A 13,083-nucleotide genomic window follows, 5' to 3' on the forward strand; every position below is an offset into this window, starting at 1 on the left:
TCTCACACTAGCGCGTTTCGTTTTGCCATCTCGATAAGTTCTACCAAGGATTTGGCTTTAAGTTTTTGCATCAGCCTTTTTTTGTAAGTACTTACTGTCTTGTTGCTGAGAAACATGCCTTTGGCTATTTCCTTGTTGGTGCGGCCTTGTGCAAAAAGTTGTAACACCATTAGTTCTCGATCATTCACTGTCTTGAACAGTTCAAGTTCCTCGAAGTCCTTGCCGTCTGCGTTGTTGGCGTTCAAGGCCTGGCTGGGAAAGTAATTGTAGCCCGACAGCACCGCACGGATCGCGCTCAACAGCTCGCTCAGGTCGCCTTCCTTGCACACATAGCCATCCGCACCTGAGCGCATGCAGCGGGTGGCGAACAGCGTCGGGCATTGGGCGGTCAGAATCAGGGTTTTCATCGAGGTGTTCATGGCGTTGAATCGGCACAGCACTTCGAGGCCATCAAGTTTGGGGATGCTGATATCCAGAATAATCAAGTCCGGCAGGCATTCACGAACCATCTGTATCGCATCACAGCCGTTGTCCGTTTCACCGACGACTTTATAACCTTCGTGTTCCAACAACATCCGAATCGCCAGCCGTATAACCGGGTGGTCATCAATGATAAAAACTGTGTTCATAATCACGTTCCATGCAAGTGCAAATAAAGCGGGCACATTAGCTCAGAAGATGAGGGGGGCGCATGAACCTTGTGGGGAGTAGGTATAAAACAAGAGAATTCCTACATGAAAAAAGGTAATAGCCTACCGGTCGATAAGTCTTTGTGACGGTAGGTGTAAGCAATTATTGAGGCATTGTGATTATTGGCGGCGCCAAGAGTTTAGCGGAGGGTTCAGGCGATGTTTCGTCGGCGGATAGCGTTTAAAGTCCTACATTTATAATCGGCGTATTGGCGCAATCAACGTTGCAAGTTCGTCTCTGTTCAAAGGTTTCAATAAATACCCCAGGAGGGGTAAACCGCGCGCCAGGGCTTGGCTCATCAGGTTGGAAAGTTCTGTGGCGGGGAGCCCGCTCAATAGGATGGCACCCATTATAAAGCGTTGGCGGCTGGCGATTTCCACCAGTTCCAGCCCCGGTAAATCCGGCAGGCATTGGTCGCATAGCATCAGATCAAAGGGTGCCTGGGACGCAGACATCACGCGGATGGCCTGTTCGGCATTTTCTGCCAGGGTCAGGCGCTCGAAGCCGAAACTTTTGAGAAGGCACTGAGTGGCCAGCAGCTGAAAGGGATGATCCTCCACCAATAGGATTCGGAGGGGGGAACTGGGCATAGGAGGCACATGGGTCAGTCAAGAGTCGATGGGGTGGGGCGTAGGAATTGCTCGCCACGTCCGCCGGAAGCGTGCGTGATTATTTCTCGAATGAATGTGCGAATTCGATCAGGCCGCTCTGTTCCCGCCGTAGGCAAATTCTGTGCGGGAGGCAGGCGGCGTGACCCATTTCTTCACTGCGGGCTGGAGCGCCCTGTCATCTCACGCGCCATTTCGGTTGCATAGCTGTCGGTCATGCCGGCGATAAAGTCGATCATGCGCAGGAACGAGGCGTGCAGCGGCCAGGCTGGGTTGGGTGCGTTGTTACCCAGCAGGTCGAGGATGCGCCGGTTCTTGAACGACGGCGTGCGCCCGCCATGTTGCTCCAGCGCCGCACCACAAAACGCGTTCAAGAGGATTTCCAGCGTGGTGTAGGCGCCGATTTCATGCAGGGTCTTGCGCTTGTCCTGGAAGATTTTCTTGCGCGCCATGTCCTTGGCGTCCAGCACGCAACGCTTGGCGGGGCCGTGCATGTGCTCCACCAGGTCGCCCGGCAGCGTGCCGGCGAGCAAGGCATCCTGTTGTTCGACGAAGGCACGTGCAGCGGCATTGGTCAGGTGCTCAATGGCCTTGCCGCGCAGGATCGCCAGCTTGCGTCGACGCGAGTCCTGCGCGCCCAGTTGCCGATACGTCTGGGGCAGATCGTCGCCCACCAGGTCGAGCAGCAACGACTCGACCTCGGTGTATTCGAGCAACTCCATTTCCAGCCCGTCTTCGAGGTCGATCAACGCGTAGCAGATATCGTCGGCTGCCTCCATCAAGTACACCAGCGGGTGACGGGCCCAGCGTTGTTCTTCCAGCTGTGGCAGCCCGAGCTTGTGGGCGATCTGCTCAAGGATCGGCAGTTCGCTCTGGTAACAGCCGAACTTGTGCTTTTTATAACCCAGCGAGTCTGCGTGGCGGGCGGTCCAGGGGTATTTCAGGTAAGTGCCCAAGGTGGCATAGGTCAGTCGTGTGCCGCCGTCGAACTGGTGGTACTCAAGTTGGGTGAGCACGCGAAAGCCTTGCGCGTTGCCTTCAAAATTGAGGAAGTCATTGCGTTCGGCACTGCTCATGTCATCCAGCCAGCCGCGCCCGGCTGCCTGCTGGAACCAGTGGCGAATCGCATCTTCACCGGAGTGTCCGAACGGCGGGTTGCCGATGTCATGGGCCAGGCAAGCCGATTGCACCACCATGCCCAAGTCGCTCGGGTCGCACCAGTCGGGCAGGGCGCTGCGCAGGGTTTCGCCTACGCGCATGCCGAGGGAGCGACCGACGCAACTGACTTCCAGTGAGTGGGTCAGGCGGGTGTGGATATGGTCGTTGCTGGACACCGGGTGCACTTGGGTCTTGCGCCCCAGGCGGCGGAACGCGCCGGAGAAAATAATGCGGTCATGGTCCTTGTGAAACGGGCTGCGACCCAATTCTTCCGGGCTATGCAGGGGTTTTCCAAGACGTTCGCGGGTTAGCAGGGTGGGCCAATCCAAGGCGGGTACTCTCCGTGCGGTGAATGACGCTGCCCAGCTTCGCGGTTCCGCCCTGGCGGGGCAAGCGAAAATCTACAGTCCGGCCGCATCGATATCGATTAACAGCAAACGCTGACCGTTATCGAAGAATTGTCCGGCGGTCAGGCAGTACTGGTTGGTGGTGGCGTCGCGGTAAGTTGAGGAAAGGGTCAGGCGCCGTTCCTCCCAGCCTTCGGCGAGTAGATGGTAGAAGTAGGGCCGCCACGACCAGTTGTGGCCCAGGTAGCGACTGTCGGCCTGCCAGGCGTCCTGGCGCCACTCGAAGTTGGGCGTCAACTGGGTGCCATGGCGGTCGCACTGGTAAAAGCGCAACAGCCAGGGGAAGTCCGGCAATTGCGGCAAGTGGTCCAGCGGTGCACGGTTTTGTGCCCAGGCCTGGAGGATTTTCATCAACTCGGTCAATTGCAGGCGCAACTGCATGATGCGCCCGCGCTCCGCCAGTTTGTGCTGCACGTAGACGCTGCGCAGCTGGGCAAAGCGCGACACGAACGCATCCGTGGCAAACCAGTCGAGTTGTGCCTGGGCAAACAGATAACCCTGCACATAGCGTGCGCCGCATTCCAGGGCGAAACTCAGTTGCGCTTCGGTTTCCACGCCTTCGGCGATGATCCAGCACCCGGTCTTTTCGGCCATTTGCGCCAGCGCCCGCACCACTTCGCTGCTCGGGCCGCCCTTGGCGGCTTCCTGAAACAGGCGCATGTCCAGCTTGAGGATGTCCGGCTGCAGCGCCAATACCCGATCGAGTTGGGAATAACCGGCGCCGAAGTCATCGATGGCGATGCGTGCACCGGCTTCGCGATAACGCGCGACCACATCGGCGAGGCGCTGAATGTCGCCGCCCAATTCGGTGATCTCGAACACGATGCGCTGCGGGTCGACGCCATGGGCATGCACCTGCTTCAAGCTCGGCAAGGCTTGGCCGGGGCGCAGCCGGTTGATCCAGCGCGGCGAGATGTTAAGGCTGAGGAACCAGTCTTCGGGCGCTTCATGCAGACGGCTCAGGGCATTGTCGCGGATCTGTCGGTCGAGGCGGCGCAAGGCCACGCCCGGCGTGCGCGGGTCGGCAAACAGTGGGCCTACCGACTGCAAGCGGCCGTCCTCCTGGCGCAGGCGGCCGAGCGCTTCGACGCCGGCGATGCGCCCGGTGGCGGTGTCGATAAACGGCTGGAAACAGGCGAGCGGTTGCCCGTCGATCACGAGGCCTCCTTAAAAACAATCAGCGAAAAAAGGCCCGGCCCTCAGTAACGAGAGCCGGGCCGATTCTGTTTGCAAGAATGCAGCCAGCGCGGGCTTAGCCTTTGCGCGAAGCGCCTTGCATGGCCAGCTTGATCAACGGGATCAACCCCGCCCCCAGCCGCACCAGGCGCGTCAGGCTGCTGATACTGCCGCCTTTGGCGCCCTTGCCGGTGAAGAAGCCCATCAGCGTCACCGCCGCCACGCCCCACAGCGGCGCGTGTTTGATGCCCAGGCTGTCTTGCCAGTTATGGCGCATGTCACGCACCTTGTTCAGGGGCGCCATGAGTTGCTGGGACTCGTGACGGATTTCCTGGCGGTGCATTTCCATGCGCAGACGAATCAACGCCTTGCGCATTTCCCGACGCGTAGTGTTTTGCGGGACTTCAGTGAGGCTCATGGCAGCAGGCGCTCCCGATCATTGGCCAGCTCTTCGAGGGTGGCGTGAAACGGCGTGGACTCATCAAATATCGCCGCTTTCAAACGCACCCCGCAAAAGGCTGCGGCCAGGGTGTAGAACACGCAGAGGCTGATGATCCCCGTAAGACGGTAGGTGTCCCATACCAGAATCATCACCAACGCCGACAACCCCACCAGCAACAGCAGGGCAAACACCAGCGCCAAGCCGGCAAACAACAGCAGGCTGACCGTACGCGACTTCTGCTCTTGCAACTCGATGCCAAACAACTCGACATGGCTGTGCAGCAGGCCGAGAACGGCCGCGCCCAGGCGTCGTGATGTGGAGCCTGCGCCCGTGGACGGGCCGTTTTCGCCGATTGCCATAGTTAGCGCCTTGTAGCCAGCAGGCCGATCAGAAAGCCCACGCCGGCAGCAATGCCGACGGACTGCCAAGGGTTGGCCTGCACGTAATCTTCCGTCGCAGTCACCGCCGCCTGGCCGCGCTCACGCAGGGAGTCTTCGGTCAGTTGCAGGGTTTCACGGGCCTTGAGCAGGCTGTCATGGATCTTGGTGCGCAGCTCATCGGCCTGGTCACCGGCCAGCACGGCGGTGTCGTCGAGCAACTTTTCGGTGTCGCTGACCAGGGTTTGAAAATCCGCCATCAGTATTTCTTGAGCAGTCTTTGCAGTTCTTCTGGCCATGGTTATCTCCGTGATTGGCTGATCTGTACAGCTGTTGTGTTCGTTACGTTTGTTTTCGAGTCACCGGCTTCGGTGAAGGTTCAGTGCAATTGTCTGGTACAGCTTTTGCTTTGCCTTGGTGCGCAAGCCCTGGGGCCTGCGCTGAATCCGGGCGGTTCGGGCGAATGCCCTGAAAAACCTTACCCTAAATAACCGAAACTCGCGGAAAAACCCTGTCGGCAACGGCCTGTTGTGTTGATCGCTGCGCTAAAGCGGTTCACGCCCTCTGAAGAGGGGCGGGGCCGGTGGTGCCAATTTAGTGCGCGCAACCCCGGCTTGAACCGCTTTGGTGCTTTTTGCCTTTATTACAGGCCTGCCAACCTCCATGGACAACCTGCAAAGTGCAGTGGACACGCTCGTCCACAGCTCCAACACCCTGTTTATCCTGATCGGCGCGGTCATGGTCCTGGCCATGCACGCCGGCTTCGCATTCCTGGAAGTCGGCACCGTACGCCAGAAAAACCAGGTCAATGCCCTGTCGAAGATCCTCAGCGACTTCGCCATCTCCACCCTGGCCTATTTCTTTATAGGCTATTGGATCTCCTACGGTGTGAGCTTCATGCAACCGGCGGCGGTGATCAGTGCCGATCATGGTTACGGCCTGGTGAAATTCTTCTTCCTGCTGACCTTTGCGGCGGCGATTCCGGCAATCATTTCCGGCGGCATTGCCGAACGTGCAAAGTTCGCTCCGCAGCTGTGCGCCACCGCGCTGATCGTGGCGTTTATCTACCCGTTTTTCGAAGGCATGGTGTGGAACGGCAACTTCGGCCTGCAAGCCTGGCTGCTTGCGCGCTTCGGCGCCAGTTTCCATGACTTCGCCGGTTCCGTGGTGGTGCATGCCATGGGCGGCTGGCTGGCGTTGGCGGCGGTGTTGTTGCTGGGGCCACGCAACGGGCGATATCGCGAAGGGCGACTGGTGGCGTTTGCGCCGTCGAGCATTCCGTTCCTGGCGCTGGGCTCGTGGATTTTAATTGTCGGCTGGTTCGGTTTTAACGTGATGAGCGCGCAAACCCTCAATGGCGTCAGCGGTCTGGTCGCCGTCAACTCGCTGATGGCCATGGTTGGCGGCACCGTGGCCGCCCTGTTAATCGGCCGCAATGACCCAGGTTTCCTGCATAACGGTCCGCTGGCCGGGCTGGTGGCAATCTGCGCCGGTTCCGACCTGATGCACCCGGTGGGTGCGCTGGTCACGGGGGCGGTGGCCGGAGGCTTGTTTGTGTGGTTCTTCATCGCGGCCCAGGATCGCTGGAAGATCGACGATGTGCTGGGTGTGTGGCCGCTGCATGGTTTGTGCGGCGTGTGGGGCGGCATTGCGTGTGGCATCTTCGGCCAGACCGCTCTGGGCGGCCTGGGCGGTGTCAGCCTGATCAGCCAATTGATCGGCACGGCGCTGGGCGTGGTGGTGGCTCTGGTCGGCGGCCTGTTGGTGTACGGCGTGATCAAGCGCGTGCACGGGCTGCGCCTGAGCCAGGAACAGGAGTATTACGGCGCGGACCTGTCGATCCACAAAATTGGCGCGGTCAGTCAGGATTGATTGGTTTTTCAGTCGGCGGGTAAACGCCGTGCAGCAGGCGATAACGGCTGCGCCGCACGTCATCGACCCGCGCCTGCACCTGTTGGTCCGGCAGGCCCAGCAGGATCAAGGCGTGGGAGGCGAGCATCAGGCTCGACTCCAACAGCTCGGGCACCACTTCGCTGGCGCCCGCTGCTTTCAATTCGGCCAGTTGGCTGTCATCCCGGGTGCGCACCAGGATGGGTACCCGCGGGTTGATCCTTCTTGCTTCCTTCAGGACGGTCAGGGCGACATCGCTGTTGTCCACGGCAATCACCACCAACCGCGCGCGTTCCAGGCCGACGGCACTGAGCAGCGCACCCCGACGGCAGTCGCCGTAATGCACGTTGCGGTCTTCGGTGGCGGCTTCCTTGACGCGTTCGGGGTCGTCATCCAGGGCGATAAACGCCTGTTGTTCGCGGCGTAGAAACCGCCCGATGGTTTGCCCGACGCGGCCATAGCCGCAAATCACCGCATGGCCGCGCAACTCGGCATTGAGTGCGGTGATTTCTTCCAGCTGCACTTGCTGGTTGGGCTTGCGGTGCAGGCGCAGGGCAATCGCCGGTGCGGCGCGCAGCAGCAATGGGGTCAGCAGCATCGAGCAGAGGGTGGCGGCCAGCAGCAAGCCGTTGAATGTGTCCGGAATCAGTCGGCTCTGTTGCATTTGCGCCATCAGGGCAAAACAGAACTCGCCGCCTTGCGCCAGGGCCAGGCCGCTGCGCCAGGCGGTTTCACTGTCGCTGCCGCGCAGCTTGACCAGCGCTGCCACGACGCAGCCCTTGATCAGCATCAGCGCGAGGGTCAGCCCGAGAATCAGCAGGCTATGGCTGACGAACAGCTGCAGGTCGATGAGCATGCCGATGCTGACGAAAAACAGCCCCAGCAGAATGTCGCGAAACGGGCGGATATCCGCTTCGATCTGATGACGGTAGTGGCTTTCCCCCAGCAGCATGCCGGCCAGGAACGCACCGAGGGCAGGGGAGAGCCCCAGCAAATGTGTGAGCCAGGCGGTGAGCAGTACGATCACCAGGGCTAACAGCACAAACAGCTCCGCCGAATGGGACGCGGCGACTTCATGGAACAGGCGTGGCAATAACCAGCGGCTGGCGAGCAGCAGGCCGACGAACAACACCACGGTTTTGCCCAAGGTCAACGGCAGCGCCCAATACCAGGCTTGCTCGCTGCTGCCGGCAAACACCGGCACCAAGGTGAGCAGCAACACCGCCACCACATCCTGGAACAGCAGCACGCCAATCGCGTTCTGGCCATGGCTGCTGAAAATTTCGCCGAGGCTGCCCAACTCCTTGCTGACGATGGCCGTAGACGACAGTGCCAGGCCCGCGCCGAGCAGCAGCGCAACACCTGGCGACAGGCCGAAGCCCATCAGCATGCCGCCCAGCAACACCCCGCAACCGAGCACCTGCAAACTGCCCAGGCCAAATACCACGCTGCGCAGGGCCAGCATCTTGCTCAGGGAGAATTCCAGCCCCAGGGAAAACAGCAGGAACACCACACCCAGTTCGGCGAGGTCGGGCAGGTCTTCGCTGTCGTTCACCCAGTCGAGGGCAGTAGGCCCCACCGCCAGTCCCACACACAGGTAGCCCAGCACGGGCGGCAGTTGCAGCCGGCGAAACAGCGCAATCACCACCAGGGATGAGGCCAGAATGATCAGCAGGTTGGCGAACACGGGCAGCTTCCTTGTAGGTTGAGCGGACAAAAAGCCGCGAGAATCGCTGAATCAGTTATAGGCCATGGTGATCTGGGTCAGGTGTTTTGTGAGTAGTCGGGCTCATTCTGGCAGGCATACAATGACCGTCTACTTTCTGATCGAGTCCCATCGCCATGCTTCCTGAATGCCAGTTGTTCGGCACCCTGGGTTGCCATCTTTGTGAGATCGCCGAGGTCGAAATCATGCCGTTGGTCGAACACGGTTTGCTGGTGGAACTGGTGGACATCACCGACCCCGACGACCTGACAGAAGCCTACGGCCTGCGGATTCCGGTGCTTCGCCGGGTGGACACCGGGGCGGAACTGGACTGGCCATTCGACACTGAACAGATTGTTGCCTTCCTTTCTTAAGCCTTCTCCGATGGCGGGTTTCCAAATATTACGATACTGTATGCTTGTACAGCGATTGAATAGAGGGAACGCCCGTGGTGAATGTTGAACAACTGAAAAGCAGCGTCAATCGCATGTCCGCCGACGTCGTGCGCGACGCGGTAAACGAGCTGCGCCTCGACGGCCTGGTCACGGAAGGCAAGACGCCGTTTAACAAAGTGCATTTCAATACCTGCTTTGCCGAGATCGAAGCGTTGTTCCAGCGCGCCGGTTATCACAAGCAGTTGGATGTGGTGGGTTACCAGGGCTTGTTGTACGCACTCTACGACCCGGGCCGCTGGGATGCGGTGGACGTGCTGCATTGGCTCAAGGAATTCACCGAGGCGGCCAGTGCCTCGCCGATCCTGCGCGCGCAATTGGCCAAGGCTTGAGAGATGCCCTAGGCTCAATCCCGTTGCATGCGGGATAATGCCTGCCTGTTTTTTCCAGGCTTCGAGCATGTCCATGTCCACAACCGGTTTTTCCGCCTCGCAACATCAAGCCAGCACGTTGTATTTGCCACCCGGCCCTTGGGCCACGGTGCTGGATTGCCTGTGCGAGCACTTTCCGGCGATCAGCCGAGAGCACTGGCTGGACCGCATCGCCCGCGGCCGCGTGCTGGACATCAACGGCACGCCCATCCGCCTGGACCTGGCCTATAAAGAGGGCCTGTGCATTTATTACTTTCGCGAAGTGCCGAATGAAAAAGTGATCCCGGTGCAGGAAACCATTCTGTACGCCGACGAACACCTGGTAGTGGCCGACAAGCCGCACTTTCTGCCTGTGACGCCAGCCGGTGAGTACGTCGAACAGACGTTGCTGCGCCGCCTGATCCGTCGCATGGATAACCCCTCGCTGGTGCCTCTGCACCGCATCGACCGGCACACCGCAGGGCTGGTGTTGTTCTCGGCCAACCCGCAGAGCCGTTCGGCGTATCAACAGCTGTTTCCCACGCGGCGCATCGACAAATTCTACGAAGCCATCGCCCCAGCCTTGCCAAACCTGACGTTTCCACTGGAGCACAAAAGCCGCCTGGTGGACGGCGAGCCGTTCTTCCGCATGCAGGAAGGGCCGGGTGTCAGCAACACTGAAACTGCCGTGGAGGTGCGCGAAAAAAATGGCGAGTTGTGGCGCTACGGCCTGTTCCCCGTGACCGGCAAGAAGCACCAGCTGCGTGTGCACATGACAGCGCTGGGGGCGAGTATCTGCAATGACCCGTTCTACCCCGAGGTGCTCAAAGACGCCGAAGACGACTACGCCAAGCCACTTAAACTACTGGCCCAAGGCGTGCGGTTTATCGACCCGGTCACCGGCGAGCAACGCGACTTTCGCAGCCAAATCACCCTCGACTGGTAACCCCCGGAAACGACAAGGCCCGCGCGAGGCGGGCCTTGGGGCAAACGCTTAAGACTTACAGGTCTTTAACGGTGCGAACCTGGTCTTTGTTGATGCGGGTCTGCTTACCGTCAAGTTGTTCGAACTCATAGAAGCCCGAAGCCTTGTCGTATTTAGGGGTGTCGACGGCCTGGATTTCGCGACCGTCATTCAGGGTGATCACTGTAGGCGAGGCGCAACCGGCGAGAGTAGCGAGGCCCAGTGCAAGCATGAGAGCGGCGATGGTCCGTTGAGTCATGAGTTTGTCTCCGAGAGAATTCTTTTAAATTGCTGACCGTGTGACGCGCGCGGCGTCGACAAAGTTCCTTGTGCGAGGTTCATTCTGACACGCCGGAGCCTGGGTGCAACAGCTCAGGTGTATTCAGGTTGGCCAGGCGTGGGTCATTCGCGGCGCATTCCAGGCCCACGCCACCCAGTTGCAGGAGAATCTTGCGCGGGCTGCGTTCACCGGCGTCCCAGGCCCGTTCTATCTCGGTTTGCAGGTGGGTGGGGATGATGCAGATCAAGGGTTCCCAGAACTCGCCATGGCGCACCATCACCGGCAGCTCGGGATGGTGGCGCGCAGTCTCACGCAGGTCGGTCAGCAGTCTCACATCAATGTTGGGCACGTCACACGGCAGTATCAGCAGATGCGCATGACGCGCGGCGGCCAACCCGGCGCGGATGCCGGCCAGCGGGCCGGGGAAGTCCGGGCTGTCGTCACTCACCAACTGGTCTGCGTACGGCGCATAGAGGTGGTGGTTGCGGTTGCAGGAGATGATCAGGTCATCCGTTAGCGGCCGGGCCAGGCCCTGCAAATGCGCAATCAATGGCTGGCCGCGCCAGGGCAGCAGGCCTTTGTCCTGGCCGCCCATGCGTTGGCCACGGCCACCGGCCAGCAACAGAATCGAACAGGGCAGGGGCGAAGAATCGAGGGACATGGCGGTTCCGCAGCGGCAGGCAAATAGGGCCCTGTGATATAACATCGGGCTGTTCCTTCGACAACCGGACCGAGCCATGAAAGCCAAGGCTGATGCGCCCTTCGTACCCCTGAATATTGCTGTGCTGACCGTCAGCGACACCCGCACCCTGGACACCGACACCTCGGGCCAGGTCTTCGTCGACCGCCTGAGCGCCGCCGGCCATAACCTGGCCGAGCGCGTGCTGCTCAAGGACGACCTCTACAAAATTCGCGCGAAAGTTGCGCACTGGATCGCCGAAGACGTGGTGCAAGTGGTGCTGATCACTGGCGGCACCGGCTTCACCGGCCGCGACAGCACGCCCGAAGCGGTGAGCTGCCTGCTCGACAAGCACGTCGATGGTTTTGGCGAACTGTTCCGCCAGATCTCCGTGGCCGACATCGGCACCTCCACCGTGCAATCGCGCGCGCTCGCCGGCCTGGCCAATGGCACGCTGGTGTGCTGCCTGCCGGGCTCGACCAACGCGGTGCGCACCGGCTGGGACGGCATCCTCGCCGAGCAACTGGATAACCGCCACCGCCCGTGCAACTTCGTGCCCCACTTGAAGCAGGCTGAACCCTGCGAAACTCGTGGATAAGCCCGGCAAAACCGGCGCGCTGATGCCGGTGGAAGACGCGCTGCGCCAACTGCTGGACATGGCCGAAGCCGCGCCGATCCGTGAGCCCCACGTGCTGCCGCTGGCTGACTGCGATGGCCGCGTATTGGCGCAAGACCTGATCTCCACCCTTGACCTGCCGCCCTGGCCGAACAGCGCCATGGACGGCTACGCCCTGCGCCTTGCGGACTGGACAGGCGAGCCCTTGCCGGTCAGCCAACGGATCTTCGCCGGCCAGGCGCCGCAGCCGTTGGCGGCTGGCACCTGTGCGCGCATCTTCACCGGCGCACCGGTGCCCGAAGGCGCCGATTGCGTAGAGATGCAGGAAAACGCCGTGGTCCACGCCGACGAACGCGTGAGCTTTACCGAGCCGTTGCAGGCGCACCAGAACATCCGCCCACAAGGCCAGGAAACCACCGTTGGCGAGCGGGTGTTGAACGCCGGCACGCGCCTGGGCCCAATCGAACTGGGCCTGGCCGCGTCCCTCGGCCACGACCGCCTGAGCGTGGTTCGCCGCGTGCGTGTGGCCGTGCTGTCCACCGGCGACGAGTTGATCGAGCCGGGTTTGCCGCTGGGCCCGGGACAGATCTACAACAGCAACCGCCGCGTGCTGTGCAGCTGGCTGGCGCGCATGGGCTGTGAAGTGGTTGATGCCGGGATCCTGCCGGATGACCTGGAAAAAACCCGCAAACGCCTGGCAGACCTGGGCAATGTCGACCTGATTCTGTCGACCGGCGGTGTGTCGGTGGGCGAGGCGGACTTCCTCGGCATCGCCCTGCGTGAAGAGGGCGAGCTGGCCCTGTGGAAGCTGGCGATCAAACCCGGCAAACCGCTGACCTTCGGCCATTTTCGCGGCGTGCCGGTGATCGGCCTGCCCGGCAACCCGGCCTCGACCCTGGTGACCTTTGCGTTGTTGGCGCGGCCTTACCTGCTGCGCCGCCAAGGTGTGCAAGAGGTTGAGCCGCTGCGTTTTGAAGTGCCGGTGGGGTTCACCTGGCCCAAGCCGGGCAACCGTCGCGAGTACCTGCGCGGGCGTATCGAGCAGGGCAAGGCGATCATCTACCGCAACCAAAGCTCCGGCGTGCTGCGCAGCGCGGCATGGGCGGAAGGGTTTGTGGAGGTGCTGGAAGGGACGACGCTGGCTATTGGCGATCGGGTCAATTTCATTCCCCTGAGTGAAGTCCTGAACTGACAATAGAGAACCACTGTGGGAGCTGGCTTGCCTGCGATAGCGGTCTACCTGTTCCAGATAAGCAAGCTGACACACCGCTATCGCAGGCAAGCCAGCT

At 60.9% G+C, this 13,083-nt stretch carries 16 protein-coding genes; 6 read left to right on the forward strand and 10 right to left on the reverse strand.

The genetic code is table 11. The annotated features are described in order from the left end of the window. Nucleotides 1-2: 2 nt before the first annotated feature. The 7 genes from PspR76_RS09965 to PspR76_RS09995 form a co-directional block, all read right to left on the reverse strand. The gene (locus tag PspR76_RS09965) at nt 3-629 is read right to left on the reverse strand and encodes a response regulator transcription factor (protein ID WP_159955036.1); all 627 of its coding nucleotides are present in this window, start codon (nt 627-629) and stop codon (nt 3-5) included. A gap of 255 nt (nt 630-884) precedes the next feature. After that, complete coding sequence (locus tag PspR76_RS09970; protein ID WP_159955037.1) at nt 885-1,280, reverse strand: response regulator; 396 nt, start codon at nt 1,278-1,280, stop codon at nt 885-887. A 173-nt stretch (nt 1,281-1,453) separates the two neighbouring features. After that, nucleotides 1,454-2,785 (reverse strand): deoxyguanosinetriphosphate triphosphohydrolase, encoded by a 1,332-nt coding sequence (locus PspR76_RS09975; protein WP_159955038.1) that lies wholly within the window; start codon nt 2,783-2,785, stop codon nt 1,454-1,456. Between the two features lie 72 nt (nt 2,786-2,857). Next, entirely contained in the window at nt 2,858-4,021 is a 1,164-nt protein-coding gene (locus PspR76_RS09980; protein ID WP_159955039.1) for an EAL domain-containing protein, read from the reverse strand. Between the two features lie 94 nt (nt 4,022-4,115). Further along, entirely contained in the window at nt 4,116-4,457 is a 342-nt protein-coding gene (locus PspR76_RS09985; RefSeq protein ID WP_159955040.1) for a hypothetical protein, read from the reverse strand. Then, the gene (locus tag PspR76_RS09990) at nt 4,454-4,840 is read right to left on the reverse strand and encodes a phage holin family protein (RefSeq protein ID WP_159955041.1); all 387 of its coding nucleotides are present in this window, start codon (nt 4,838-4,840) and stop codon (nt 4,454-4,456) included. Before PspR76_RS09990 ends, PspR76_RS09985 begins: the two co-directional genes overlap by 4 nt. Before the next feature lie 2 nt (nt 4,841-4,842). Next, the gene (locus PspR76_RS09995; RefSeq protein WP_058411763.1) at nt 4,843-5,157 is read right to left on the reverse strand and encodes a DUF883 family protein; all 315 of its coding nucleotides are present in this window, start codon (nt 5,155-5,157) and stop codon (nt 4,843-4,845) included. Between the two features lie 364 nt (nt 5,158-5,521). On the opposite strand from PspR76_RS09995, the gene PspR76_RS10000 reads away from it, so the two are divergent. Beyond that, nucleotides 5,522-6,730: an ammonium transporter gene (locus tag PspR76_RS10000; RefSeq protein ID WP_159955042.1), complete on the forward strand. Its 1,209-nt coding sequence runs from the start codon at nt 5,522-5,524 to the stop codon at nt 6,728-6,730. Here the strand turns inward: PspR76_RS10000 and PspR76_RS10005 are convergent. After that, nucleotides 6,717-8,435, reverse strand: coding sequence for a cation:proton antiporter (locus PspR76_RS10005; RefSeq protein WP_159955043.1), 1,719 nt, complete (start codon nt 8,433-8,435; stop codon nt 6,717-6,719). The two genes, PspR76_RS10000 and PspR76_RS10005, sit on opposite strands and share 14 nt — an antisense overlap. A gap of 155 nt (nt 8,436-8,590) precedes the next feature. Here PspR76_RS10005 and PspR76_RS10010 point away from each other — a divergent pair, with 155 nt between their 5' ends. The 3 genes from PspR76_RS10010 (at nt 8,591) to PspR76_RS10020 (ending at nt 10,201) form a co-directional block, all read left to right on the forward strand. Next, entirely contained in the window at nt 8,591-8,827 is a 237-nt protein-coding gene (locus tag PspR76_RS10010; protein ID WP_159955044.1) for a glutaredoxin family protein, read from the forward strand. A gap of 74 nt (nt 8,828-8,901) precedes the next feature. Next, nucleotides 8,902-9,237, forward strand: a complete 336-nt coding sequence (locus PspR76_RS10015) for a transcriptional regulator (protein ID WP_159955045.1) — start codon at nt 8,902-8,904, stop codon at nt 9,235-9,237. Nucleotides 9,238-9,310: 73 nt separating this feature from the next. Beyond that, a complete protein-coding gene (locus PspR76_RS10020; protein ID WP_159961387.1) occupies nt 9,311-10,201 on the forward strand; it encodes a pseudouridine synthase in 891 nt (296 codons plus the stop codon). A gap of 55 nt (nt 10,202-10,256) precedes the next feature. On the opposite strand, the gene PspR76_RS10025 is transcribed toward PspR76_RS10020, so the two are convergent. After that, nucleotides 10,257-10,478, reverse strand: a complete 222-nt coding sequence (locus PspR76_RS10025) for a YgdI/YgdR family lipoprotein (RefSeq protein WP_017136187.1) — start codon at nt 10,476-10,478, stop codon at nt 10,257-10,259. A gap of 79 nt (nt 10,479-10,557) precedes the next feature. Continuing rightward, entirely contained in the window at nt 10,558-11,160 is a 603-nt protein-coding gene (mobA, locus tag PspR76_RS10030; protein ID WP_159955046.1) for a molybdenum cofactor guanylyltransferase MobA, read from the reverse strand. Nucleotides 11,161-11,236: 76 nt separating this feature from the next. Here mobA and moaB point away from each other — a divergent pair, with 76 nt between their 5' ends. Further along, nucleotides 11,237-11,776: a molybdenum cofactor biosynthesis protein B gene (gene moaB, locus PspR76_RS10035; RefSeq protein ID WP_159955047.1), complete on the forward strand. Its 540-nt coding sequence runs from the start codon at nt 11,237-11,239 to the stop codon at nt 11,774-11,776. Then, nucleotides 11,769-12,986, forward strand: a complete 1,218-nt coding sequence (locus tag PspR76_RS10040) for a molybdopterin molybdotransferase MoeA (RefSeq protein ID WP_174245609.1) — start codon at nt 11,769-11,771, stop codon at nt 12,984-12,986. Before moaB ends, PspR76_RS10040 begins: the two co-directional genes overlap by 8 nt. The last annotated feature ends 97 nt before the right edge of the window (nt 12,987-13,083 follow it).

The organism is Pseudomonas sp. R76 (genome assembly GCF_009834565.1).
In the GTDB taxonomy this organism is placed as follows: Bacteria; Pseudomonadota; Gammaproteobacteria; order Pseudomonadales; family Pseudomonadaceae; genus Aquipseudomonas.